The organism is Sphingobacterium deserti, from assembly GCF_000757725.1.
Taxonomy (GTDB): domain Bacteria; phylum Bacteroidota; class Bacteroidia; order Sphingobacteriales; family Sphingobacteriaceae; genus Sphingobacterium; species Sphingobacterium deserti.
Window position 1 is genome coordinate 120,340 of the sequence record NZ_JJMU01000053.1, and the last position, 25,202, is coordinate 145,541.

Below are 25,202 nucleotides of genomic sequence, written 5' to 3' on the forward strand. Positions count from 1 at the left end.
GTAATGCGTAGTGAGGTGTCAAATGTGATAGACGTTCGCGTTCTTGCGATGAAGAGGAACGACGACGCGGCAATCTGTTAGTATTGAGTATTGAGTAGTGGGTAATGCGTAGTGCGAAAGTCTGCGCGTCATCGAGCGGAGGAGCTACGACGACGCGGCAATCTTTAGCGTTTCAAATGCAGAGCTACCCTTAATAGCGTAAATTTTAGCACTTTTAACTTTTTAATTATCACTTTTAACTTTTTAATTTTGAATTTTCATTTTTTAATTTTTAATTTTGAATTATCACTTTTTTACTTTTGAATTTTTACTTTTGAATTTACTTGCTAACCGCTGTAACCGTATAGCCCTTACCCTTTAACAATTGAATAACGCCATGGTTACCGATCAGGTGCGCTGCACCTACGGCGAATACATATGATTTTTCGTTCATCATGCTTGGCATTTTCAGAATCCAAGCTCGGTTACGGGTATCTAAAAGTTTCTCTTGCTTTGGTCCTGATAAAAAGGCCGTATTCATCGTGATCTTTTCAATCTCATCCAAATTCTCACTAAAATATGCCTTTACCAAATTTTTAGTAACCGTCTTTGTATCCATCGCTGATGTAAGGTAGCTATACAGATCTTCCGCAGAGAATAAGCTATCAAGCAAATCTATTTGAAAGGTAGCACTTTCCAATTCGGCAATAGGCTTATTTTTTGCCTCTGGAAGGTTTTTTAATTCATGCTCCATCATTTTGATGTCTTGCATGCTTGGACAATCAAAACCTTTTATGGCAAGTAGGGAAATGGCTACCGTTGGCGACACTTGATCGAAAATTGCCGGAGGAATCTCATTAGCAATCAGTGCGCTGTCTATTGCTTTCTTTTTTTCGGCAGATAGGTTGTCGAAAAATGTTGGTTTTGGTGCAATCTTGCTTTGCAGCAATGCCGCATTTTTCGGATCAGTGACATCCACTTCCACAGCAAGCGCATCAGTAGTGCCCAAGGCAGTCTTAACCTTTTCTGGAATGCGGAAGTCTTCGCCGCAGGCCATGTGCAACGTGCCAAACAGATAGGAGTCTTTCTTCAATCCATTCCCGGAAATTTTCCATAGTAAAGAGTTTTCTTGCGCGTTCGCAAACACATAAAAGAAGAGTACGGCAAAAGTAAATACGATTTTTTTCATCTTGATAATAGGTGTTAAGTTGTTTCTTGGTTAGTCGCTAGCTTTGGATTTTTGTTACATTTTTTTGCATTTTTATTCAACTTGCTAATAATTAAACTGCATCGATGTCTGGATCACCCATTTTTTTTGTAGCTCCGCTACGGCCATAGTAAGCCAATAGAAAAGTAACACGCATACGCCTTTTTCCCTCCATTTTTTGGTTGCTTTTCACGTTCGGCCAGACATCAGCAAAACGAAATAAAGGCTTCGCTGGTATCTTCTTTTAAAAGATTTTCGGCCAAGTGATAGGACGCTGATAGGGTCTGCTCATTTTGACCCAATTATGAGATCAAATTCCATAATGCGCTCTGAGTAAGCATCAAAAATCCAAGAATAAAGCGTATCTTTGCCGCATGATTAATGTTTCAAATCTAAGCCTTCGTTTCGGCAAGCGTGTGCTGTTCGAAGATGTCAATTTAAAATTTACCCCTGGAAACTGTTACGGAATTATTGGTGCTAACGGCGCCGGGAAATCCACCTTCCTCAAAATTATATCGGGCGAAGTCGATCAAACGACGGGTTCCGTATCTTTTACGCCGGGCGAGCGTATGTCCGTGCTAAACCAAAATCACTATCAGTTTGATGAATTTACCGTTTTGGAAACGGTGATGATGGGTAACCAAGAGCTGTATAAGGTTATGAAAGAAAAAGACGCTATCTATATGAAAGAGGATTTTTCTGACGCTGACGGTGAGCGCGCTGGCGAATTGGAAAGCCTATTTGCAGAGATGGACGGCTGGAATGCGGAAAGTAATGCCGCCACACTGCTAAGTAACCTCGGAATTAAAGAGGAATTGCATTACAAATTGGTCAAAGAGCTCGATGGTAATGAGAAGGTGCGTGTGCTTTTAGCGCAAGCCTTGTTTGGTAATCCAGACGTGTTGATTTTGGATGAGCCTACCAACGATTTGGATATCAATACAATTGCTTGGTTGGAAGATTTCTTGGCAGGTTATGAGGCGACAGTATTGGTGGTTTCCCACGACCGTCACTTTCTAGACCATGTCTGTACACACATTGTCGATATTGACTTTGGTAAAATGACCATATACAGCGGTAACTACTCGTTTTGGTATGAATCGTCACAATTGGCATTGAAACAACGTTCTGACCAGAACAAGAAAATGGAAGATAAGGTAAAGGAACTACAGGAATTTATCCGTCGTTTCTCGGCCAACGCTTCTAAGTCAAAACAAGCTACGTCGCGTAAAAAAGCGCTCGATAAATTGAATATTGAGGATATTAAACCGTCTAATAGGAAATATCCAGCGATTATGTTCAACCAAATGGATCGTGAGCCAGGCGACCAGATTCTAAGCGTCGAAGGGTTAAGTAAAACGGTAAATGGTGAGACCTACTTCAAGGATATCACCTTTATGATGAACAAAGGAGATAAAATTGCAGTTTTGTCTGAGAACTCTTTAGTGACCTCGGCATTTTACGAAATTTTGGCCGGACGTGATAGCGACTATTCGGGCGATTTTAAATGGGGCATTACCATTACGCCAACCGATATGCCTATCGAAAACGCTGAATATTTTGACGGGGTGAGCGACAACTTGGTAGACTGGTTGCGCAACTACACAACAAAGCCGGATGCAGATGAGCAATTTATACGTGGCTTTTTGGGCAAGATGTTGTTTTCCGGTGAGGAAGTAATGAAAAAGGTTTCCGTATTATCAGGGGGTGAGAAAATGCGTTGTATGTTCTCGAAAATGATGCTACAAGGCGCCAATTTTTTGATCTTTGATGAACCAACCAATCACTTGGACTTAGAGTCTATCACGGCCCTCAACAACGGAATGCAAGATTTCAGAGGTTCCATGCTCTTTACATCCCGTGACCACGAATTGACAGAGACAGTAGCCAATCGTATTATCGAGCTTACGCCAAACGGTATTATCGATAAATTGATGACTTACGATGAATACATCAATTCAGATGTGGTAAAGGCGCAACGCGAAGAACTTTACGCAAAGAAAAAGTAAAACGTTGATAAAAGTAACGAAGGACGCTAGCAAAACTAGCGTCTTTTTTTGTCTCCGATCTTTATAGCAGGCGCTCGCTTTTGCTTTTTCCGGCTTGCGGCTACGCAATCCCTGACCGATAATATTGACATGCTATTGAATGCAGATAGAGCAATCGTTTGCGTCGTTGCAGAATTTGCACGGCCTAGCTATTTTGCTTAGTTTGCTACAGCTAAGTATTTATGATATACACCTATGCGTACATTTTCTTTTAAAAACAGTTCTCTTTTGCTTTTTGCATTGCTTTGTTGGACACAGCTTTCAGCGCAGCATGTCAGCGTGCTGGCAAATGATTTTCGGGAACTGCCAGATCCGACGTCGGATACCCTTGCAGATTGGTCGGCGGTTTCGACAGGCTTGCATAGCTCCTTTGTCACGATTGACAAGCGATTTCCGAAATCGGTAGCCCCGGTCATCGCTGAAACCAAGGAGCAAACTATTCGCGGTTGGCGTGGGGAACGCTTGTCTGCACAAATCTTGCTATGGACTACTGAGGAGGAGAGTGACGTGCGCATCACACTGGCGGATTTCAAAAGCCAGGCTGGCGACATCCTTCCGGCATCGGCTATGCAAGCCCGATTTGTGCGTTATGTGATGACGGACGAATTCGCGGAAGGCTGTGGTCATCGAAAGCCGCAAGACTTTGCCTCTTCGCTAGTGCCCGATATGTTGGACCACCTTGCTTCCTATACTATGGAAGGTAAAACCGCAAGACCTGTGTGGATAAGCGTCGATATCCCTGCAGATGCAGCACCAGGGAGTTATAAGGGGACGATAAGCGTACAAAGCATGTCAGCCGCCAAACAAGAGCTGCAACTCCATATTGAAGTTATTGATCAGCTTTTACCGCCGCCGACGAGCTGGACATACCATCTGGATCAGTGGCAGCACCCTGCTGCCGTAGCTCGGGTATCTGGCACGGCAATGTGGTCTGATGCACACTTTGAAGCATTAAAGCCGGTAATGCAACTGTTGGCAAATGCTGGGCAGAAAGTGATCACCACCACACTTAATAAAGACCCTTGGAATGTGCAGACCTATGATCCATATGCGGACATGATAAAGTGGGTGAAAAATGCAGATTCTGGTTGGAGCTACGATTATACCGTGTTTGACCGCTGGGTGCAGTTGATGATGGATTTGGGTATCGATAAAATGATCAACTGCTATTCTATTGTCCCCTGGAATAACGAAATCCATTACTATGATCAAAAAAGCGACAAAACTGTCAACGTAGCTGCAAAACCGGGTACCGCTATCTTCGAGGAACTATGGACACCGTTTTTGAAAGATTTCGTCAAACATTTACAAACAAAAGGTTGGTTGGAGATTGCAAATATAGCGACGGATGAGCGTTCGCGAGAAGAAATGGATGCTGCTTTTACTTTTTTAAATAAGGTGTGCCCCGAGTTGGGCGTATCTTACGCTGACAACCAAAAGACCTATCAACGCTATCCAGATAGTGATGATATCAGTATTTCTATCGGTCATCCGTTCTCTGCTGAAGATCTCGAGAACCGCAAATCACGTGGGCTCAATACCACGTTCTATATCTGTTGCAGTGATGCATTCCCCAATCAGTTCACCTTCTCTGATCCGGCTGAATCCACCTACCTAGCGTGGTATGCTGAGGCCGCCGGTTTTGATGGTATGTTGCGTTGGGCTTTCAATTCATGGGTGCAAAATCCACTGCAAGATTCCCGCTTCCGAACCTGGCCTGCTGGCGATACCTATATTGTGTATCCAGGTGGTAGAAGCTCAATCCGCTACGAGCGTATGCTGGAGGGCATTCAGGATTATGAGAAAGTGCAAATCGTGAAAAATCAATTGCAAAACGCCGGCGAAACGGAAAAGCTAAAGCAATTGAAGGGAGCAATAGCGAAAATGAATACCGGAGAACGCGGTGGGAACTGGAATGCGGATCTCAATCAGGCGAAGGCGTTGCTGCATGATTTATCGGTCAAACTCAGCAATTAAGAGCACAACGAGGTTCGCTTTTGGTACATGATTTGATTGATAAGCTACTTAAACAAACGAATATGAAAACAATAGCCTATATTTTCGCCGGGGCAGTTTTATGCACAGCGTGCGGACCGTCGTCAACTAAAACAACAACCGAGGAAATGACAACTGCCGACAGCAGCGCTTCTGCTAAAGAAAATGATATAGCGGGCTCCTATACTTACCAACAAGATGGCGACACCGTCGCTTTGCATCTTACCATTCAAGGTACTAAGGCGATGGGGCACCTAACTTATGCTTGGAAAGAGAAAGACCATAACAGCGGAAGCTTTGAGGGCGAGGTGAAAGATGGCCTACTGATAGCCGATTACACATTTGAATCAGAAGGGATGTCATCCGTCAGGGAGGTGGCGTTTAAGCTGAATGGGAAGACAGCGAAGGAAGGCTATGGTGATGTAGAGGAGAAGGAAGGCAAGTTTGTCTTTAAAGATTTCAACAGTCTTAATTTCGATTCTGGCCTGGTATTGACAAAAGAACAATAAAATTGATCAGATTGGTTCGTTTAATTTAAAAGATCGAGCCAATCTTTTTTACTGAATTTAGCCGTAAAATCAGCGTCAGTCTTGACCAGATCAACCGCCAAATCTTTCTTTTTATCTTGCAACTTCATTATTTTATCCTCCACTGTATCCGGACAGATAAGCCGCACCGCAATAACAGGCTTATCTTGGCCTAGTCGGTGGCTGCGGTCTATCGCTTGCGTTTCTATAGCAGGATTCCACCAAGGATCGAGAAGAAAAACATAGTCAGCTGCCGTCAGGTTCAAGCCAACACCGCCTGCCTTCAAACTCATTAAAAAAATTCGCTTCTCTTCGTTATCCTGAAAATCCTTCACCACCTCGCCTCGCCGCTTTGTCTGGCCAGTCAAATATGAGTAAGGTATCTTTTGTTGCTCCAATTCCTCTCGCACGAGATCAAGCATTTCCACGAATTGTGAAAACACCAATACTTTGTGGTTGCCGGTAAGCTGTGAAAGCTGTTCTTTTAAGACCTCCATCTTGGCAGATATCGTGCTGGCGTATCCTTCCTTCAGTAGCGCTGGGGCATTACAGATCTGTCGGAGCCTCGTCAAGCCAGCAAGTACATGCATATTGATCTGGCTAACTTCATCATCACGAATGCCTTGTAGGTAGTCGCGCAGCTCTGCTTCGTAGTTGTTGTAAATCTCCCGCTGTGCATCGCCCATCTCACAATATATCGTGATTTCTGTTTTTTCCGGAAGTTCTTTTGCTACCTGTTTTTTTGTGCGCCTTAAAATAAACGGCGCTATGGTTTGTTGAAGGCTTTTTGCTCGCTTTCGATCTCCAAATCTATCAATAGGACCGGCAAAGGTATCTTTAAAGTATTGACTGCTTCCGAGCAAGCCGGGGCACGCAAAGGATAGTTGGCCGTAGATATCATAAGTGCTATTTTCCAACGGGGTTCCTGTCACGGCGAAGCGCGTCTGCGCCTGCAACATGCAGGCGGCCTTGTATCGCGCTGATGTCGGGTTTTTAATAGCTTGCGATTCATCCAGTATAGCAGCGTGAAATGAGCGTTTTTTTAGTTTGCCGATATCAGCCAAGAGCGTACCATAGCTAATCAACAAAACATCATATTCCTGCAGGTGCTCATAGTCAGGCTCCCGCTGGCCGCCGTGTAGGCAGAGCACGCGCAGGGCAGGCGCTAACTTCTTAAATTCCGCCAGCCAATTAAAAAGCAAGGAAGTAGGTGCTACCACTAAACTTTGCTTTGGCGGGCTGCCGCCGTGCTGTGATAATAGAAATGCGATGACTTGTATAGTCTTTCCCAATCCCATATCATCGGCTAGGCAACCGCCCAGATCCATGGCAGCCAGTTGCTTCATCCATTGTAATCCAGCTTGTTGGTAGGGGTGAAGGGAGGTCTGCAAAGTCTCCGGAATTTCAACCTGCCTCGGGGCGTTTGAAGCTGCTATGTTTTTTCGGTAACTGTCGATCTCTTGATGCAATGCTGCTCGAAAGTCGTGCTCAGCAAAAAGAGATTCCACTTCGGAGAGTGCTATCTGTGGTATTTTTAGCGTGCTATCATCAAAAACTACCAGCTGAAAAAGCCGGGATATCTTTTTGATCCATTCTTCAGGAAGGATGCCATAGGTGCCATCATCAAGCTGTACATACTTACTCTTGTGCCTTATGGCCCGGTGCACTTGTTTAATCGTGGCCTGCTGCTCGCCGAAGCTTACTTCCAATTTGCTGTTAAACCAATCCGTCCCGCTCAACACTTTGATGTCTATCTTCGCGCGGTTGGGATTCAGCCGCGTTAGCCCTAGCTCTTGGAAGCCCAACAACGTGATGCCTTCATTTTTCCAAACCTCGAAGGCCGTGAGAAACCAGTCATTATCCAAAAATTGCTGTTGGTGCAAATAGAAAAAATTACGCTCAGATTCCTGTTCGTAAAAGTCTTCATGTTGTAGGGAAACAATTTTTTTGAAGACAGATTCGGCTGTCAGGTTGCGCTCTACTTCATAGAGGTTGCCATTAGCATCCTGCGCCCTAATTTGCTTTTGTGATGCGATTGGGATTTCTATGTCTCCATAACGTGTTACTGGCGTGATATTTACGTAACTCCCATCTTGGCTGAAGTAGATAATCCGCTCCGTATCTTCGCGCTGGATCGCTGTTTCATCTGGAGAAGCTTTGCGAATATAGGCGTAGTTTATCTTTACCAGCTCTTCCAGCGGCTCGAGGGTTTGGCGCAAGAACTCATCATATTTTGACTGATGAACTAACATCAATGCAGGGCGCTTTTTAAAATATTGGATAAGGCTCAACACCGGAAAGCTTGGCAATAAGAAGAATACATCTTGCCGTTTGAGGAAGTAGCCATGCGTCAAGGTCATCTCTTTTAGCGGAATGCGTTCCTCCTCCCAGAGCAAATAAGCGCTTACTTCATAAAAAGGTTCCTTCTTAAAGACGAAGAGTTCTATGGTGGCATCAAGCCGATTGACAGTCAGAGGACAGAGGGATTTACTGTTAAGTTTTTCAGTTATTTCCCGATCGTGGTAATAAAGTGGGAATTTCAAAGGATTTGCGGCGATAATCTGCAGCGCCTCGAAGGTACTTTCATCCTCCGATTCATTGTAATCCTGCTCAAAGCTTGTTACGGCCGCATAAAATTTTGCTTCATGAGCCTCCTTGGCCTTCCACAGCAATTGCTTTGGGTCTATCCAATCGAAACCTGCCTTTGGCTTTCCAGCGCTGCTTAGTGCTACATCAAGCAATTCAAATCGAAGATGATCGTAAAAGCGGTGCCGGCTAAAAACAAGTATTCGTCTTTTACTACCGTCCACTCCGCCTTTTCGTTTTGGTTTGGTCGTAATAGTTTTTAGGACGTTGTCGTTCTCGAGTTGATCGACCATGAGGATTGCATCGTTTTTTGCTGACACATGTAGGCTTCCTTTGTCGTAGTGCAGCTGGAAATAATTATCAAGATCTGCCTCCTGCTCCAGCCCATAGCGATGGGCATAGTCTTCAAAAATCTTGCGCCTGCTTCCTATATCAAAAAAAGGTCGTAATGCTGGTAGCGTGATCAATGCCAGCAACGTAAACAACTCATGCTCACACAAAAAGTTTTCCTGCAGGCGGCAAGAACAGTGTACGACAAGTATGTCTTCAGCTAGGGACACACTTGTTTGCGCGTTAGAAGCGGTATACTCTTCTAACCGAAATACACCTTCACCTACGGTCAGCGCATCCACCCGCAGGCGGTTTAGGACGGCGCGAGACGGTATTGCCGTGCCTTGATAGTGCGTCAGCAAATCCACCTCTCTTAATGTGGTGAAAGATATATTGTCGAGAATGTATTCACCGGATGGCAGTCGCATAGCATGGGAGATATTTAGAGCAGCAACCTATACAAACGTTTAGGAAGCCAGTGCATACTTACTGTTCCAAATTGGAGATTGCATCTTTAAACCGAACTAACCGAATATAAGCAGGACATTTTTCGATGTCTTTTTTCCAAGCATCAACCATTATAAACTGCGTTCGCAAAAAGAGCTCCGGATCAAAAACTATTTGATCCGGGGATATCATCACTTCCTGCGGGAATGATTTACCTGACAGCTCCTGCTTCAATTCATCTATCGTCATGAAAGCAAAAATAGGAAATTAAGCTGCTCTATTTACATCGGCATGGCTAATAATCGGGAGATTTCCGCTAAATTGCTTTTAGGTACTTGTGTAGTAAACTGTATCCTCTAAAAACATAGAAGACTTAGTATGCAATATAAACAATTGAATGACGGCTTTACGATCCCGCTTTTGGGATTTGGCACGTATAAAGCGACAAATGAAGAAGGTATTGCAGCCGTTCTGCACGCCTTGGCGCTTGGATACCGTTTGTTTGACACGGCCGCAAAATATGGCAACGAAGAACAGGTAGGAACGGCTATTCGGCGGAGCAATATCCCGCGGGAAGAGATTATCATCACAACGAAACTTTGGCGCGAAAATTTAGGCTATCAAGAAACACGTCAGGCTTTCCAGTTATCACTCGAAAAGTTGGGTATGGACTATATCGACATTTACCTTATCCATTGGCCTGCCAATGCTAAAAATTACCCAAATTGGCAGCAGGCGAATGCAGACGCTTGGCGAGCTATGGAGGAGCTGCAGTCGGAGGGTAAGATAAAGTCGATTGGAGTTAGTAATTTTTGGCCCGAACATCTGGAGGCACTTTTGGAAACTGCGCGCGTTGTGCCTGCCTTGAATCAAATAGAGTTTCATCCGGGCTATTGGCAACAGGAAGTAGTGTCGTACTGCCAGCGGAAAGGCATTTCGGTAGAATCGTGGTCGCCATTGGCGCGAGGGAAAGTTTTTGGAAACCCGCTTCTGGAGTCACTTGCGGAGCGGTATGGTAAATCTGTATCGCAAATCTGTCTACGCTGGGTGATACAACATGATGTAGTCGTGATACCTAAATCTACTTCAGCGGATCGTATCGCCGAAAATCTAGCTATCTTTGATTTCGAATTGTCTGCGGACGAAATGCGTGAGATTGACAATTTACCTGAAATGGGTTTCAGTGGAGAGCTACCAAACAATTGGCCCGACAGGGTTTAATAAGTTATCAGGATACTATAACGAGGAGAACGATGAATAAGGAAAAAATAGGTTTTATAGGCCTGGGGAATATGGGCCATCCGATGGCAAAAAATTTAGAGTCGGCAGGCTTTCCGCTAACGATCTACAATAGGACGTCTGCACGCACGGCGGGCTTTAAGCCATCAACGCGCGTAGCGGAAAATATTACCGATGTTTTAGCGCATAGCGATATTGTATTTACTATGCTAACAGACGATGCAGCGGCGAAGGCAGTGTATGAGCAGGTGTTAATACATACGGTTGCTGGTAAATTATTTGTGGATATGAGTACGATATCGCAAGACTGCTCTATACACATTGGTCAAGCGCTACAAGTGAAGCAGGCTTCTTTTTTAGATGCTCCCGTGGCAGGGAGTACGACACCTGCTAAAGAAGGCACATTGCTCTTTATGGTGGGCGGTAATGCGCAGGATGTAGATCGGGCCCGCGTCTGTTTTGAAGTGATGGGCAAAACCATAAAGCATCTTGGTGAAAATGGAAAGGGACTGGCCGCGAAAATTGCGCTAAACTATTTTCTATCTATCCTGTACCAAGGCTTGGCGGAGATGACGCTATTTGCCGACACTTTGGGACTATCCCGTACGGATATGCTGGATATTGTAAACTCCAGCGCGAGCGGAAGTGGAGCTACAAAAGTAAAAACACCGCTTCTGATTGATAACGACTTCTCTCCAGCATTCGCCCTGGATCTGATGTTGAAAGATGCTTCGTTAGCTGCAGATCTTGGTGCGGATTTCCCAGCTGGAGCCGCCGTCATACAAACATTGAAGGCAGCTAGTAGGGCTGGACACGGGGAAGAAGATGTTATTGCGTTGCTGAAGTATCTGAAGCTAAAGTAACGCTGAAGGGCGGCTTAGCGTTGAGCTGCAATCTATTCGCCGCATTTTTGCGGCGATTATGTTTGCTATTCTCCGCATAGAAACCGGCAATAGTTCGGGCGTCGCCAAACAAGGATGCTAACATTGCAGCATTACATAAAGTAAAGTAGGGGGGAGAATTCCCCCCTGACTTTACCTGCTGGTTAATATCGGTATGAAATCCTTCTAAGGCTCATCATCCCTCATATGTAACCTTATTTTCTGCTAGGAAATGATTAATATCATTCCTTACCTCTTCAGCGACATGATGTGAACCTACCCGCGCATTGAAGTTGCCATCGTCAAACAGCGTTACTTCAGCCAAAACTGTTACACCGTCTTGATCATTTACTTCCAATGTTAGATCATTACCCTTTCTTTCTATAAGCTGTATATCATGCATATCCATCTTTTAAATAGGAACAACGTATGCCGCAAAAGGGTTTAATGATTTTAATAGTGAGTTTTCCAATTATATTGAAAATGTATAGGTAGCGTATAGATATTGTTGTATTTTTGATAATCAACTTATACTTCTGCCGTAACAAATGAATTTAAGATTTACAATTTGGAGTTTCACTGCGCTCTTGCTACTGTTCACATCCTGCAGTGACCGGGTGAAGGATAATTTAGGTGATGCTACCAACTTTTTAAAGGTTACTGTAGATGATAAGGTGGAAATTTACAATAACGTATCGGCCCGATGGATAGCCGGTGGGAATAGTTTGGAAATCAGGGGAACACGAGATGGCTCGTCTTGGATGACGATCAGTATTTTGGCAAAAGACAACAGCGTTTCTGTAGGCAGATACACGCTGGACGATAGTTCACCCTACGATATGCTGGCCACGTATTCGCGCTTAGAAAATAATCAACAGTTTAACTTCACTGCCACACGAGGAACGATCGCCTTGTCAGATGACTTCACTTTGGAAATTGAAGACATGAATGAACACACTGTTGAGGGATCATTTTCAGGTACTTTAATTGCCGTACAAGGCTTAAATGTTATTGATTCCGTCGTGCTGAAAGATGGATCCTTTACCACTTCGATAAATGCAGAGTAAAAAAATAATTCCCTATCTCACGACCGGGAATTTTCTACTAGATATACTCCACAAGTCTGTGGATAGTTTTGACGCACCTAAATGTAGAACTATTTTTTTAAATTCACAATTATTTGAATATAATATTTTTTTGTTTTTGAAACTACATTTATTTAGGCTGCAATGCTTTGCCCTCAAATGTTATCCCATCCCAACCATGTTCGCGAAATTGGCGAATGTTTTGATGGTCTGTTCCCTCCGGGTTTCCCAACACAGCGTCGTAATGTTCTGCAAATAATGATAATGTTTGTTCTTTGGAAAGGTTATTTAAGCCTGCAAAGGCAAACACTTTGGCGCTGCCTTGATTTTGATCGGCTGTATTTGTAGTCTGGCCATTTTTGAAAGCAGTAGCGGTGTGAAGGTAGCTTTCTTCAATAAAAGCAATAACATCCGCGAATTGGATTTTTTTTGCCTGTAAATTCTCCAGTAGTATGTTGATTTTTTCCGACATATTGATAATGAATGATTCTTTACTTTACCTGTTGCAAAAATATTATTTTTTTGGAGAATAAGCGCGTGTACTTGCTGCAGTATGTATCTTTGAAAAATGGGTACATTGAGCATTATACAAACCATTATCCACTACGGCTTGCATTTCGTCGCGCCGGGCGCCATTGCCTATCTTTTTTATCGAGAGCGTTGGAGGTTTGCGTGGCTGATTTTGCTTAGCACCATGCTGGTTGATCTAGATCATCTTTTAGCCGATCCTATATTTGATCCCAATCGCTGCAGCGTCGGTTTTCATTTATTGCACTCTTACCCGGCTATCATCATATACGCGGTCGCGTTTCTTTTCTCCCAAAGGAGCTCCCTTTTGCAGCTCATTACGCTCGGTCTGTTGTTTCATATGCTAACTGATGTTATCGACTGCCAATTGGGCGAGTGGCTCTAGCTTTTGTCCTTTTTTATTTCTCAGCTCGGTGGAGTTGTTATGGGTTTTGCCCACCTATGGATTAGGTAAATGGCGTCCTAGTTGCTCTTGATGTATACTATGGCCGTTAGGCAAGAAAAATTCTCATCTACTTGTCTATCTATCTCAACTACGCCGTGTTAGCGCAATTAATCAGGAATCTTCGTACATTGCATATGATAATATTTTGCCCAATAAAAACCGAAACTCAATATGAAAGATATACGTTATTTTAGCTCGCCTATTATTGCGACTTTGCTTTTTTTCTGTGCATGTGGCACGAATAAAAATGATCTTATCACAAAATCGGGACTAGAAGTCCGCAATTTCGAACGTGCATTGAATGGCGATTCGACACGTCTTTTTGTACTGCGAAATATGCAGGGGGCAGAGATTTGTATAACCAATTATGGCGGGCGGATTGTATCGCTTTGGGTTCCTGACAGATCTGGGAAATTTAGCGATGTAGTCTTGGGATTTGATAATATCAATGAGTATACCGCAAAGCCGTCCTCATTCGGCGCAACGATCGGTCGGGTAGCCAATCGTATAGACCATGGAAAGTTTGTTTTGGATGGCGACACGGTGCGCTTGGATATCAATAGCGGCGAGCATAGTATACACGGTGGCGCTGCGGGCTGGCAAAATCAGGTTTTTAAAGGCTCAAAGCTCACGGATAGTACCTTATCACTACGTTATACATCGGCAGATGGCGAAGGTGGTTTTCCTGGAAAAGTTGATGTGGAGGTTGCTTACACATTGAGGGCAGATAACAGTCTCTCCATTCGATATACATGCACGACGGATAAGCAAACACCGATTAACCTGACGAATCATAGCTTCTTCAACTTGTCGGGCGATCCCACGAACAGCATATTGGGAGATAGTCTGTATGTCAATGCGGATAGCTTTACGCCATTACGTCCTGATTTGATCACCACCGGCAACTATCAATCGGTTACGAATACAGCATTTGATTTCAGGAAGAGTACTGCAATTGCTGATGCATTAGGCAGCCAGGGAAACGGTTCCGACCAATTGGCCATTGTAGGCGGTATAGATCACAATTTTATATTAAATACCGACGGCGATTCCAGCAAACTTGCGGCAAGCCTATATTCCTCTCGAAGTGGTATCTTGATGGACGTCTACACAGATCAACCCGGTTTGCAGGTATACACGGGCAATATGCTCGACGGATCACGCACCGGAAAAAAAGATATTGTATACAATAAACAAGCTGGTATTTGTTTGGAATCCCAATACTTCCCAGATTCCCCGAATAAGCCTGATTGGCCATCGATTATGCTGCAACCGGGCAATACCTATAAGCATGTTTGCGTCTACCGTTTTTCAACGAGATAATTGCATTGGTTTTTGCCTGCCAATCAATATCTTCCGGGCTATGATCGTGGAATTGGATAACAACGAAATCTAGTTTTTCATTTCGTATTTCATCCACACTACGGACGCTATACTTTGTGTTATTGTTTAATACCAAGTCTATCATTATCTTCCACTTTAAGCGACAAAAGTACACGTAGCTAATCTTTTTCCGAACATTTTCAAAAATCCGAAGAAGGGCTCTTGGTTATTCGATTTTTTTAAGAAAATATGCAGGCCGCCATGTGGTAAGAGGACATTTTAAACAAACATCGGCCTCTGCGACTTATTACCGCAGAGGGCCGATGAGCAATTTAGCATACTTTTAATCTAAAGTAGGATTAAAACTCCCGCCCCAATTGCTGTTTTGTTCCACTTTAGGGCTTCTGTCCATCACAGATTGTTGGATAGGAAAAAAGTAGAACGTTTCGGGAACGCGATTAACCTTTTCGCCCACATTAGGAACCTGTAAAATACTGTAACGAAATTGACTTTCTACAAGCTGATAATTATCCGCCAACTGCTTAGCCATGGTCAGCCCCATGTCTGTTCCGTTCGGATTCACAGCTATCGCTTCAACACCATGCTTTATCATACCATCAAGGAGATCCAATTTGCGTAGCCTGCGGAGATCCCAGAAGCGATGACCTTCAAAGCAAAATTCGATATTTCTTTCTGCTAACAATTCCTCTCGGAGTTGCTCCCTCGTGCTGGCGCTGATGCCATACATGCCATCGTCACCCGGCTCAATGCCAGCACGTTGGCGGATCTGCTGTAGCAATGCCATGGCCGTTGCAAAGTCACCCATTTCGTTTGCCGTCTCCGCATAATTCAATAAGACTTCAGAGAATCGCATCAGGACAAAATCGATGTCGTATTGCGTCTGTACCTCTGTTTGAAGCAAAGAAAGACGGCTATTTTTAAGAATAAAGAATCCGCTATACCGGCTAAGGTTGGTCGAGCTTACACCGGCATTTGGATTAATGCCGAAATCATCCAAAGCGTCTGCTAAGCCAAGTGATGTGTACTGGCGCTTGCCTACTTTTCGCGATACTTCATACAGTTTACCGTTCCAGACGATGGACTTCTCAAACCGAGGGTCGCGATTTTCCCAATAGCGCTGCAGAAACTCGTCATCTGTACGGTAATATTTCCCGGTTGGATCGTTGTACATTTTACCATCAGCCATGGGAAATGCCTGTACAAACTCCCAGCTGGGAACGGCATTGGCCGGTCCTCTGCTTTCTGATCCTGGTCGAACGCCATTATCCCAGCTTGCCGTTTTGTTCGGATACGCATTGATGACTGCAAAAACAACTTCCGGACCTTTTTCCTGCAGCGTTATATTCGCATAGTCAGCCGTCAGGCTATAGCCTTCTGTGAGCAACTGCTCATAAGCCGCCTTGTTGGCTGTATGGGCGGCCGCCCAATATGCATTGCTATAGGGATTTGTTGGATTAAATTGCGGGGAGGCCATATAAAGTAAAACCTTAGCTTTAAACGCCGTAGCGAAATTCCCGTCGATACGACCGTAATCTGCAGAACCTTTCTGTATGGTTTTAGGCAGATAGGCTATTGCCTCATCTAAATCTTTAACCATAAGGTCGAAGCACTCTTTCGTACTGTTTCGGGGCACTTGCAAATCGTCCGTGGATAGGTCTTGCGCCACTGTTACGTAGGGCACGCCGCCATGATGCTTGACCATATCAAAATAGACATAAGCACGCATGAATAAGGCTTGGCCGATCACATTTCTCTTTAGGTCATCGCTCAAACCTGTACTTGCCGCCACTCTTTCAATGGCGGTGTTGATCTTACGGATTTCTTCGTAATCCCAAGACTTAAATGTTGCGTTTTGAATGGTCACGAGGTTAGTTGTGAAGCTCACGTTCACAAGTTGGTCGCTGTATATATCAGCCTGTGTATTCCAATTGCCAAATAACGTGTATAGATTCGATAGGTAGGCATTGACCAAATTAGGGTCATTCCATACCTTTTCTTCATCCAAAGATTGTAGATCTTCAATAGAAAGGGTGTTGCTGCAGGATGCGAACAATAAGGAAGCTAGTAGTATTTGAAATATTTTTTTCATGATTTGTCCTTTAAAATTTAACATCTAATCCCAGTGTAAAAGTCTTCATGACGGGATAAGAATCATAGTTTAATTGCTCAGGATCTTGAAACTCTGTCATAGGGGATAATACGAACAGGTTTGATCCATTAAAGAAAATACTGACGCTTTTTAGCTTGATCGCGTTTGCCCAATCGGAAGGCATGGCGTATGCGATATTTAGGTCGCGCAGCCTCATATAAGCACCATTTCGGATCCAGAATGTTGACGCCATGCTTCCCGATTCAGCCCAATTGCTGCCTACCGGTCTTGGATATTTTGCATCTGTGTTATCCGCTGTCCAAACATCATCCGCCCAAAGGGGGTAGTAAGGTCTAAAGGTTCCTCCATGTTGGCGTACGCCACCCCCTTCCTGGTTGCTAATCATCCTGTCGTATTTGAGTACGCCCTGAAACAACGCGGATATGGAAATGTTTTTCCAAGCAGCGTTAAGCCCGACTCCATAATTGTAGCGAGGGGAATTATTTGTGGAAAGTAGGTCTTCATCATTTTCATCAATCTTACCATCGCCACCGTTACTGTAGTTTGCTCCGCGTATATCGTCGAACAAGATCATACCTAGATAAGGTGCTCTACCATAGGTGGTGAAGCCCGATGCAAGCAATTCATCAAGTTGTGCTTGTGTCCGCACCAGGTCGACGGCTCGTAAACCAGTGATGCGATTGTGAGGTCTTCCAACCCGTGAAAGAAAATGCATATTTCCGTTGGGACCATAAGCCGGTTCTTCGTCATAAATATCCCAGCGGTCAATAGCATAGCCAATATTCGCCGAAATACCGTATGACACCTCCCCGAGGTTATCGTTCCAATTCATCGTAATTTCCCCACCGCGATAACTCCGAGCTGCGTAATTTTCCTTAGCCAGCGTTCTTCCGTATGTGTCGGGCAGGCGGATTGTCCTGCTTGCCAGGATGTCGGTTTCTTTTCTTACGAAGGCATCCACGCTACCACTTAATTTATGCTTTAGAAAGGCAAAGTCGATACCCGCGTTGAAGCTCTGCGATCGTGTCCAAGTGACAAATGGATTCGGCGTATTACCGTACGCTAGTCCGTTATAATACCGATCACCAAAGATGGATCCTGTCGTGGTGTTGTATTTTTCCGCGTATGTAAACTGACTGATGGGATTTGCATTTTCGTCGAGATAGTTGCCCGTCGTACCATAGGAAGCCCGGAGCTTAAGATCGTTTACTGCGTTTTTGATTCCGGAAAAAAAGTTCTCTTCGGATAGACGCCAAGCGGCTGACATGGATGGGAAAAATCCCCATCGTTTTTCTTCGGGGAATAGCACTGCACCATCATACCGAAAGGAGAATTCTGCAATGTATCGATCCGCGAAATTATAATTAACCCGACCAATGGCTGCTTGACGGGCGTTTATGTTTTCAAAAGCGTTGGTATAACGAAACGTACGGTCTGTTGGATAGACAAACATCTGATCTAACGCTGTAATTGGATTTTCGGCAAGTGAGTTAATATTTGTCAATCCGAACTCCCATTGCTCAAGCGAGAGCATAGCGTCGATGTTATGCCTGCCGAAAGTGCGAGTGTAGTTTACAAACCAGTTCAGTTGATATTCCCACTTCCGCTGTGAAACGTAATCTACAAAAGGCTGCGGTTGGCTAAACGTAAATATGTTGATTCTATTTTCATCGGGTGGAGCAGGTATAAACCTATTTCCCGAAGGGTCTAGCGATTGAAAGGTGTAGTTTTTTTGAAAACTCATGTAGCGCTTGCGCAGATAGTCTTCCGCCAGATAGCTTCCTACCACTCTGGTCGATAAGCCGGGTAATAATTTATCTAGTTTTAGATTAAGCGAAAGGATAGGGTTTACCTGTCGTACTTTCCGATCGATATACCGATCGCCTAACACTTGATCAATAACATTCCAGGCTTGCCAGCTTCCCATAGGCGTTTGCACTGGGAAGGGTGTCGCAGAGGAAGACGGCGTGCCATCTTCATTTAAATAAAACGGATACATCTTGGGCCAGTTAAAGGTCACGCGATAGAAATCGGACACATCGAAATCATCATCGTTTGACGATGTGCTGAAAGGCCAAAAGAAGCGGTTGGAGTTCGTTTGGTTAGCTGAGATATTAAGATCTATACTAAACGCATCGGAAATTTTTGCAGAAACGTTACTTCGTAGGTTAAACTTCTCATGATCCAATGATTGATACGACCCATTTTCTCCCCGATAGTTGACCAGTGCAAAATAGGTGATCCGATCACCGCCCCCGTTTACGCTCACAGACTGCCGGTGGCTGAAAGGGTTTCGCCAGATCAAATCATTGGCATTGTAACTTCTGTTGGCAAAGTAGGCAAATTCTTCCTCCCCATTAGGTATAGGAAGTCCTTGAAATTCTGCTACTCTATTTTGATAGGTAAGTTCGTCTGTGGCAGTGGTCAGATCAGCTAACAATGTTTGGGTAGGGGTATTAAAAGTATAATTGCTCTGTACATTGAATACCGGCGTTTGACTTACACCTTTTTTTGTAGTCACGACGACAACACCGTTTCCAGCCCGCGTTCCGTACACGGCTGCGGTGGCGGCGTCTTTTAAAAAGCTCATTTGATCCACTTCATTGGCTTCCAAAACATCGAAAGCCGCTTTATCCCGCACTATTCCGTCAATTACGTAAAGTGGCTCCGCAAAGCTGCCGCGGATCCGAAGCCGTGATGAGGCACCAGCCATACCAGAGGTGTTAGTGACGTTCACGCCTGGAGCACGGCCCGCCAGTGTATTCGAAAGGTTTGAGGGTGATACACGAACAAGGTCATCTGCTTTAATATTGCTGATGGCACCGGTGATGTTCGCCTTTTTTTGGGTGCCATAGCCTACAACGACAACCTCTTCCAACGAACTTTGATCGGGCTGTAACGTAATGGAAAGGCTGGATTGGTTATCGATTGTTAGTTCTTGTGTGGTGTAGCCGATGTATTTTATAACAAGTACATCGCCGCGCTGTGCAGCGATGCTGAATTTTCCGTCTAAGTCTGATGATACGGCGTTCGTGCTGTTCTTTACCGAAATGGTGGCTCCGGTGATCGGTTGACCGGTTTCATCCAACACGGTTCCGATAAGTGATTGTTGCGTTACCGAAATAAGCAAATTATATTCCGGCAATAGGGTCGCTTTCGCCTCTTGCCTCATCAGGAAAAGGGAAAAGAGCAGCAGACAGGAGGCGTTCGAGCGTTCGAATAATGTCTTTTTTCTCATAAAAGTAGTTTTATTAGTGAAGTTCTTCCCGAGGGGGAGAAGAGCCTTCAGGCATGTTGTTAGTTAGTAATCGTCCCTAAAAAGAGCGAATTCAAAAAGTGGTTTAAGGAAGAGCGTGTTGCACAACTTTTGCTTACATTATCTTGCTGGTGGAGATCGGTCTCGTAGATTCATTATACAATGTTAGATTTATCTTTTTCCTCAACTAGTCTTTTTCAATCTTATTGGAAAGGGAATAGTTGTTAGAACAAGTTTGTTTAGGTAGATGTTAGTGTTATCCTAGCCGAATTAAAACCAGCATATAATTCTAATTTTGGTCACTTATATAACATCTTAAAGCTAGTTAAAATTTGCGATAAACGGGATCACTTTTGTAAAATTTTTAAAAAACTAATGTTAAACGATGTAATATTTGATATTTCCAATAATAGATTATTATAGCTAACTTGAGCAAATAAGCCAATCTACTAATCGTATAAAATGGGAACCATAGGCAAGCTGCAGCTAACCGCGGAAACAGTTTCTGCGAAAATCCGCAAAGTAAACAATTTGAAATTAACGATCTTAAAAACCATTTTTGAGCATAGAGCATTATCAGTAAGTGAAATAGCAAGCCTTGTTAACCTCAGCCTACCCACCTTAAATAATATCCTAGCGGAACTAGTAAATGATGGTTTGATAGAGCAGAAGGAGAAGGGCGAATCTTTAGGCGGAAGGAAACCTAACCTGTATCAGCTATGTGATGGAGTATTCCATATTTTGTGTTTAGAAGTGGAACGCTTCGCGGTTCGTTTAGTCGTCTTAGATAATAATAATATCGTTATTCATGAAGGACGATCCTATTCCTTATCATTGAGTAAAGATGCTTCGGAAGTCAGTCAATTAACTGCTGTCATACAGCAATTTGTAGATGAGCTAAACGTAGACTGGAACAACATAAACGGGATCGGCATATTGATGCCTGGCCTAGTCAATTCCGCGCAAGGGGAGAACCAAACATTTTTTATAGCTCCGGGTTTTAACTTGCAGGCTCATCTCGAAGACGTGTTTAAGAAAAAGGTCTTTCTGTTAAATGATGTCAAGGCGGCTGCTTTAAGCGAACTAAATTTTGGTGCTGCACGGGGCTTGAAGGACGTATTGATCATTCAGATGGATTGGGGTATTGGATTGGGAATCCTGATTAATGGTGAAGTGTATATGGGACATGAGGGCTTTTCAGGAGAGGTAGGGCATATGGTGTTTGTAGAAGATGGACAGCTCTGTTATTGCGGGAAGCGCGGGTGTTTAGAAACAGTGGCTTCGGGCGTTGCCCTGGTAAATAGAGCCCGTGAAGATATCAATCAACAAATGCCTACATTATTAAGCGAGCGCTACGATGTAGAAACCCTACTTCCGCAAGATATTATTGAAGCTGCACACGCGGGAGATCAATATGCGATCGGTCTTATTTATAATTTGGGTAAAAATTTAGGAAAAGCTATTTCCTATTTAATACAATTATTCAATCCGGAGCTTATTGTTATGAGCGGCAAATTCGCCGCTGCCGGTACATTAATCACCTTACCTATTCAGCAGGGTATCCAAACCTATGCCATGAACGCCCTGGAAAATAGCTGTCGGCTTGAAGTTTCAACGCTTGGAAAAAATGGTTCGATAAAAGGTATTGTGTTATTTTCCATTAACCAATATCTAGACATGCTTATCAGTAATAACGAACGTTCGTATTGAGCATATCCCACTAAAAAAGCCCCGTATCTCTCGACAGGGGACTTTTATTTGCTTTAAATATAGAAGCTATCCAAACTAAATCATCCTACGAACAACGTTACTATTGAAATAGTTCAAACAAATTTTAGCAAGTACATATTTTCTAAAATATTTTTGTGCTGTAGTTTGAGCCTGATACTTCCGGTTCGCTCAGTCATAACTTTGTGGACTTGAGCATTTGGAAATGCCGGAGGTATTTTTAGGTAAATTACAAAAGGATACCGCGAATAAGTGATGTATTAAGTTTTCAAGGGATATAAAGAAGGGTGCCTCCTAAACTTTATCGTTGCGGGAGGCCACCCTCTAACCACCATGAATAATACATTATGAATTACTAAAATGTAGTCACTTATTTTAATATAAAGTTATGCGCAAAATATTAAAACCTAATAAAAACTAGATTAGAATTAAATTAGAACATTCGGATCAAAAACGGCGATATTCGTTTTCTTCCACTAGGAGGTGATTTACATAATTATGTAGGTTTTAGGAGATGAGTGACCGGAATCCGTTCCGTTAAAAAATAAGGCGATGAGCTATAGAGATCCGTTCGGAAAAAATATGCTAAAGTAATAAGGCTGCTACTTATTAGATTTAAACAGCAACTAGACGTTAGTTTAGGGTTGTGATTAATTAGAATGTTGATAAGCCTAGTACAAAAACTGTTCTTTTCATAATCTGACATTGTTTATCTATAGTTATTACTCTTTCGAGATTATATCAAGGAATTTGTAGGTTTTAGGATTTCCATCTATAGGCGGATTCGCCAAAATAGTGATTTGAACCTCTATATTGTAACGGTACCCTTCCTCAAAGATAAAACCATCAATCTCATGTAATCCCAAATAATATTCCTGATCATTATTTTCCCTTACACGCAATGCCGGTATATCTTTCGGCAAGTCTGGGCGAGCGGGAGGGTGGGGTGCGATGTACTCGATAGTTGGTTCTATTTGAAGCTGTGTAACATAGGTGCGATCGGAATCCTCCTTACTGCAGGAGGCTGATAAAATTAAAACGAAAAGAGCAAAATTTATAATAGGTCTTGTTTTCATAAGATAAAAATTAGTTACTTCAAGTGTAGATGCTTCGAGACAATATTGGTGAATAAGGTGAGTTATGTTAGCTATTTATGCTTTAAACATTATTTTATATAAAAATATAAAAATATTTCTTTATTGTATTTTAAAAATGGTAAAATTTATGTTACGTTTTCTTTTTTAAAAAATAAAAGAATTATTGCCTGTTTTGGTGAGTTTAAGGAGATATAAAATTATATCATTAACTACACTGGCTAGAATATTCCTATACATTTTATACTAGGGGATACTTGATCCACATTCCAGCATTGACGACATTATCTAGCTAGCTTGACAATATAATTGTTTGTCTCGTGGTTCACGTGTTTTCATTATAAATTGACTGATTTTATTCGATCAATATACTTGGTTTGTGGATAAACCAGAAACTGACTGCAGCAATGCACGCTGCTTCGCGGTATGCATAATTAAATCAGAATTTTCGAAGGGTATGCTGGGAGGTGCGTCCGTATTTTTAGCAATAAGTGTTTTGTATAAATTTGCAGTCGAAATATCTAGAAGACGATCAGCCCATTACGCTGAATTTTTATGGTTTGCAGCTTCGGTTGCGCGTTGTTTGGCTTGCTTTGCTTCGCGAAGTACTTGCATAATGTGTTTCGCTACGCTGATTTGAGAGATATTGGGGTTCTTGTCTTTCTCCACAGTAGCGACGGCTGCCGATAAATCTGTCGGGGAAGCCGACGGGAGATATATTGTTCGTAATTCGGTGGGATACGCATCTTTACGAGCCGGTACGACATTCAGTGGAATCCCATGTTTGCTCGATGAGCTGATTGGCCGTATATTACCTACATCTTTACCGTCACGATGCACGCTATCGTTTGAACTATTATGTTGTGCAACGTAAGCACTCACTATCTTGCCAACTACAGACACGGACCATACGAAGAAGGTTTCGTTTTGTAGGAGAAATTGATTGATATTTTCCCATATCGCACACAGTGCCTCGCGAAAAAGCTCTTTCGCAATCGGCTCAGAGCCCACACAGTTATGTATTAGGTTATAAATTCCTGATCCATACTGGTCATAGAGCAGCTCAAAACCTTTACGATCTTTCGCTTTCAGTAATGCGCAAAACTCGCTGCTAAGTGTTTGGTTGAGTATCCCCATCTTGTTCTATAGTCTTCCACCGCGCTGTCTTTCCAAACGAAGTAGTTTACTACTGAACCATTATATTTTTAAAAGGTTTGTAACAAAGTGTAATACATGCAACATATGTACGAATGCTATTCATGCATATCGTAGAAATAGCAGTGGCCGTCTCTGATGAAATTCTAGAACGGCCACTGTTTTGCTGAAATAAAGGCAACGTTATACGCCTTTAGCTGTGTTATCCGTTTTTTGTTTCCGTTCTGATAGTTTTTGCTCTACGTCATCTAGCAATAGGCTGGCATAGTCGCAATTATTAAGTTTTCCGGCATGCCCTAAGGCGCCGGGACTAAACACATTAATTTCCATAATTTTATCACCGACGATGTCAAGGCCGACAAAGTACATCCCGTCGTCATGAAGTTTTTTGGACACCTTATCTACCGTTTGGAGAATTTTATCGTCAATTACTGCCACTTGTGCGGTTCCGCCTTGGTGTATATTGCTTCTGATGTCTCCTTTTTGCTGAACACGGTTCACGCTGGCGTACTTCCCATCGATAGCAAGCGGCTTTCCATCGACAAGGAAAAAGCGTATATCGCCCTTGGTTGCAGCCGGCAGATATTCCTGTGCAAGCAAATAGCCATCGCGAGCGATGACTTCTACAGTCTGCTTAAGGTTATGACGCTCATCCTTTTTAAGTAAGAATACATTTTTCCCGCCCGAGCCTTTTAAAGGCTTTAAGATAAGCTGATCTTCCTGCTGATCTAAGAATTGAATGACATCATCGTAACTGCGTGTGATTACGGTTTTCGGTCGTATCTCTTTCGGAAAATGTTCCAAATACAGTTTGTCCGATGCTTCCACCAATTTATCGGGGTCATTAATCACCCAGGTGCCTTGCCGTTTGATTAACTGGGCAAACTGGAGTGCCGTGGCAGCCGCCCAAGGTCTACTGATCATGTCTAGCACGGGATCAAATCGAATCCATAGCAGATCCATCTGTTTGGAATCTACATAAACTTTTTCCGTCTCTCTTAAATGCTCAAGCAACGCTTCCTCATCCGCAATTTGATCTGAAGGTTCCACTATTCGACAGTGTGCACCTACACTTTGATCTCCTTGATAAGAAAAATCGGCTAATCCGATATACAGGATTCTATGGCCACGCTTATGTGCTTTAAAAGCCAGTAAGGTGGTTGTAAAGATGACTTCTTCTTTGTGGGTTTGGTTGATTAAAAATGCTATATTCATATA

The 25,202-nt window shown here is 43.2% G+C and carries 19 protein-coding genes; 9 read left to right on the forward strand and 10 right to left on the reverse strand.

Annotated features, from left to right (window positions below; all coding sequences use genetic code 11):
- Window positions 1–319 precede the first annotated feature (319 nt).
- On the reverse strand, window positions 320–1,168 hold the full coding sequence (locus DI53_RS14165) for a TraB/GumN family protein (protein ID WP_037500925.1): 849 nt from the start codon (window positions 1,166–1,168) through the stop codon (window positions 320–322).
- A gap of 392 nt (window positions 1,169–1,560) precedes the next feature.
- Here DI53_RS14165 and DI53_RS14170 point away from each other — a divergent pair, with 392 nt between their 5' ends.
- The 3 genes from DI53_RS14170 (at window position 1,561) to DI53_RS14180 (ending at window position 5,738) form a co-directional block, all read left to right on the forward strand.
- The gene (locus DI53_RS14170) at window positions 1,561–3,195 is read left to right on the forward strand and encodes an ABC-F family ATP-binding cassette domain-containing protein (protein WP_037500928.1); all 1,635 of its coding nucleotides are present in this window, start codon (window positions 1,561–1,563) and stop codon (window positions 3,193–3,195) included.
- 234 nt (window positions 3,196–3,429) lie between these two features.
- Entirely contained in the window at window positions 3,430–5,211 is a 1,782-nt protein-coding gene (locus DI53_RS14175; RefSeq protein WP_037500931.1) for a DUF4091 domain-containing protein, read from the forward strand.
- A 62-nt stretch (window positions 5,212–5,273) separates the two neighbouring features.
- A complete protein-coding gene (locus DI53_RS14180) occupies window positions 5,274–5,738 on the forward strand; it encodes a hypothetical protein (protein ID WP_052072415.1) in 465 nt (154 codons plus the stop codon).
- Between the two features lie 20 nt (window positions 5,739–5,758).
- Here the strand turns inward: DI53_RS14180 and DI53_RS14185 are convergent, their stop codons facing one another.
- Window positions 5,759–9,100: a DEAD/DEAH box helicase gene (locus DI53_RS14185; protein ID WP_037500937.1), complete on the reverse strand. Its 3,342-nt coding sequence runs from the start codon at window positions 9,098–9,100 to the stop codon at window positions 5,759–5,761.
- 58 nt (window positions 9,101–9,158) lie between these two features.
- Window positions 9,159–9,368 carry a DUF6965 family protein gene (locus tag DI53_RS14190; RefSeq protein WP_037500940.1) on the reverse strand — a complete coding sequence of 70 codons (210 nt, stop codon included), beginning with the start codon at window positions 9,366–9,368 and terminating at the stop codon, window positions 9,159–9,161.
- A 129-nt stretch (window positions 9,369–9,497) separates the two neighbouring features.
- Between DI53_RS14190 and DI53_RS14195 the strand changes: the two genes are divergently transcribed.
- Complete coding sequence (locus DI53_RS14195) at window positions 9,498–10,340, forward strand: aldo/keto reductase (protein ID WP_037500942.1); 843 nt, start codon at window positions 9,498–9,500, stop codon at window positions 10,338–10,340.
- 32 nt (window positions 10,341–10,372) lie between these two features.
- Window positions 10,373–11,221: an NAD(P)-dependent oxidoreductase gene (locus DI53_RS14200; protein ID WP_037500945.1), complete on the forward strand. Its 849-nt coding sequence runs from the start codon at window positions 10,373–10,375 to the stop codon at window positions 11,219–11,221.
- Window positions 11,222–11,435: 214 nt separating this feature from the next.
- On the opposite strand, the gene DI53_RS14205 is transcribed toward DI53_RS14200, so the two are convergent.
- Window positions 11,436–11,642: a hypothetical protein gene (locus DI53_RS14205; protein ID WP_131555289.1), complete on the reverse strand. Its 207-nt coding sequence runs from the start codon at window positions 11,640–11,642 to the stop codon at window positions 11,436–11,438.
- A gap of 145 nt (window positions 11,643–11,787) precedes the next feature.
- Between DI53_RS14205 and DI53_RS14210 the strand changes: the two genes are divergently transcribed.
- Window positions 11,788–12,306 carry a hypothetical protein gene (locus DI53_RS14210; protein ID WP_037500951.1) on the forward strand — a complete coding sequence of 173 codons (519 nt, stop codon included), beginning with the start codon at window positions 11,788–11,790 and terminating at the stop codon, window positions 12,304–12,306.
- A 148-nt stretch (window positions 12,307–12,454) separates the two neighbouring features.
- Here DI53_RS14210 and DI53_RS14215 read toward each other — a convergent pair whose 3' ends face one another.
- Window positions 12,455–12,796 carry a HopJ type III effector protein gene (locus tag DI53_RS14215; protein ID WP_037500955.1) on the reverse strand — a complete coding sequence of 114 codons (342 nt, stop codon included), beginning with the start codon at window positions 12,794–12,796 and terminating at the stop codon, window positions 12,455–12,457.
- Window positions 12,797–12,892: 96 nt separating this feature from the next.
- Between DI53_RS14215 and DI53_RS14220 the strand changes: the two genes are divergently transcribed.
- Window positions 12,893–13,237: a DUF6122 family protein gene (locus DI53_RS14220; RefSeq protein ID WP_037500958.1), complete on the forward strand. Its 345-nt coding sequence runs from the start codon at window positions 12,893–12,895 to the stop codon at window positions 13,235–13,237.
- A gap of 231 nt (window positions 13,238–13,468) precedes the next feature.
- Window positions 13,469–14,620 carry an aldose epimerase family protein gene (locus tag DI53_RS14225; protein ID WP_037500961.1) on the forward strand — a complete coding sequence of 384 codons (1,152 nt, stop codon included), beginning with the start codon at window positions 13,469–13,471 and terminating at the stop codon, window positions 14,618–14,620.
- Window positions 14,621–14,963: 343 nt separating this feature from the next.
- Here DI53_RS14225 and DI53_RS14230 read toward each other — a convergent pair whose 3' ends face one another.
- Together DI53_RS14230 and DI53_RS14235 are read right to left on the reverse strand one after the other, a co-directional pair.
- Window positions 14,964–16,730, reverse strand: coding sequence for a RagB/SusD family nutrient uptake outer membrane protein (locus tag DI53_RS14230; protein ID WP_037501125.1), 1,767 nt, complete (start codon window positions 16,728–16,730; stop codon window positions 14,964–14,966).
- Window positions 16,731–16,740: 10 nt separating this feature from the next.
- Entirely contained in the window at window positions 16,741–19,989 is a 3,249-nt protein-coding gene (locus tag DI53_RS14235; RefSeq protein WP_081939467.1) for a SusC/RagA family TonB-linked outer membrane protein, read from the reverse strand.
- Between the two features lie 480 nt (window positions 19,990–20,469).
- Here DI53_RS14235 and DI53_RS14240 point away from each other — a divergent pair, with 480 nt between their 5' ends.
- The gene (locus tag DI53_RS14240) at window positions 20,470–21,717 is read left to right on the forward strand and encodes an ROK family protein (protein WP_037500967.1); all 1,248 of its coding nucleotides are present in this window, start codon (window positions 20,470–20,472) and stop codon (window positions 21,715–21,717) included.
- A 740-nt stretch (window positions 21,718–22,457) separates the two neighbouring features.
- On the opposite strand, the gene DI53_RS14245 is transcribed toward DI53_RS14240, so the two are convergent.
- The 3 genes from DI53_RS14245 to DI53_RS14255 all read right to left on the reverse strand — a co-directional run bounded on the left by DI53_RS14245 (window position 22,458) and on the right by DI53_RS14255 (window position 25,199).
- A complete protein-coding gene (locus DI53_RS14245) occupies window positions 22,458–22,811 on the reverse strand; it encodes a DUF4377 domain-containing protein (RefSeq protein WP_037500970.1) in 354 nt (117 codons plus the stop codon).
- Window positions 22,812–23,369: 558 nt separating this feature from the next.
- Window positions 23,370–23,966 (reverse strand): RNA polymerase sigma factor, encoded by a 597-nt coding sequence (locus tag DI53_RS14250; RefSeq protein ID WP_037500973.1) that lies wholly within the window; start codon window positions 23,964–23,966, stop codon window positions 23,370–23,372.
- A 201-nt stretch (window positions 23,967–24,167) separates the two neighbouring features.
- Window positions 24,168–25,199 (reverse strand): ATP-grasp domain-containing protein, encoded by a 1,032-nt coding sequence (locus tag DI53_RS14255; protein WP_037500976.1) that lies wholly within the window; start codon window positions 25,197–25,199, stop codon window positions 24,168–24,170.
- Window positions 25,200–25,202 lie beyond the last annotated feature (3 nt).

Coding starts and splice junctions, on each gene's coding strand:
- DI53_RS14205 (WP_131555289.1), bottom strand. CDS start 11,642: ATGCATGATATACAGCTTATAGAAAGAAAGGGTAATGATCTAACATTG.
- DI53_RS14215 (WP_037500955.1), bottom strand. CDS start 12,796: ATGTCGGAAAAAATCAACATACTACTGGAGAATTTACAGGCAAAAAAA.
- DI53_RS14235 (WP_081939467.1), bottom strand. CDS start 19,989: ATGAGAAAAAAGACATTATTCGAACGCTCGAACGCCTCCTGTCTGCTG.
- DI53_RS14200 (WP_037500945.1), top strand. CDS start 10,373: ATGAATAAGGAAAAAATAGGTTTTATAGGCCTGGGGAATATGGGCCAT.
- DI53_RS14230 (WP_037501125.1), bottom strand. CDS start 16,730: ATGAAAAAAATATTTCAAATACTACTAGCTTCCTTATTGTTCGCATCC.
- DI53_RS14225 (WP_037500961.1), top strand. CDS start 13,469: ATGAAAGATATACGTTATTTTAGCTCGCCTATTATTGCGACTTTGCTT.
- DI53_RS14185 (WP_037500937.1), bottom strand. CDS start 9,100: ATGCGACTGCCATCCGGTGAATACATTCTCGACAATATATCTTTCACC.
- DI53_RS14240 (WP_037500967.1), top strand. CDS start 20,470: ATGGGAACCATAGGCAAGCTGCAGCTAACCGCGGAAACAGTTTCTGCG.
- DI53_RS14195 (WP_037500942.1), top strand. CDS start 9,498: ATGCAATATAAACAATTGAATGACGGCTTTACGATCCCGCTTTTGGGA.
- DI53_RS14175 (WP_037500931.1), top strand. CDS start 3,430: ATGCGTACATTTTCTTTTAAAAACAGTTCTCTTTTGCTTTTTGCATTG.
- DI53_RS14220 (WP_037500958.1), top strand. CDS start 12,893: ATGGGTACATTGAGCATTATACAAACCATTATCCACTACGGCTTGCAT.
- DI53_RS14250 (WP_037500973.1), bottom strand. CDS start 23,966: ATGGGGATACTCAACCAAACACTTAGCAGCGAGTTTTGCGCATTACTG.
- DI53_RS14210 (WP_037500951.1), top strand. CDS start 11,788: ATGAATTTAAGATTTACAATTTGGAGTTTCACTGCGCTCTTGCTACTG.
- DI53_RS14190 (WP_037500940.1), bottom strand. CDS start 9,368: ATGACGATAGATGAATTGAAGCAGGAGCTGTCAGGTAAATCATTCCCG.
- DI53_RS14165 (WP_037500925.1), bottom strand. CDS start 1,168: ATGAAAAAAATCGTATTTACTTTTGCCGTACTCTTCTTTTATGTGTTT.
- DI53_RS14170 (WP_037500928.1), top strand. CDS start 1,561: ATGATTAATGTTTCAAATCTAAGCCTTCGTTTCGGCAAGCGTGTGCTG.
- DI53_RS14180 (WP_052072415.1), top strand. CDS start 5,274: ATGAAAACAATAGCCTATATTTTCGCCGGGGCAGTTTTATGCACAGCG.
- DI53_RS14255 (WP_037500976.1), bottom strand. CDS start 25,199: ATGAATATAGCATTTTTAATCAACCAAACCCACAAAGAAGAAGTCATC.
- DI53_RS14245 (WP_037500970.1), bottom strand. CDS start 22,811: ATGAAAACAAGACCTATTATAAATTTTGCTCTTTTCGTTTTAATTTTA.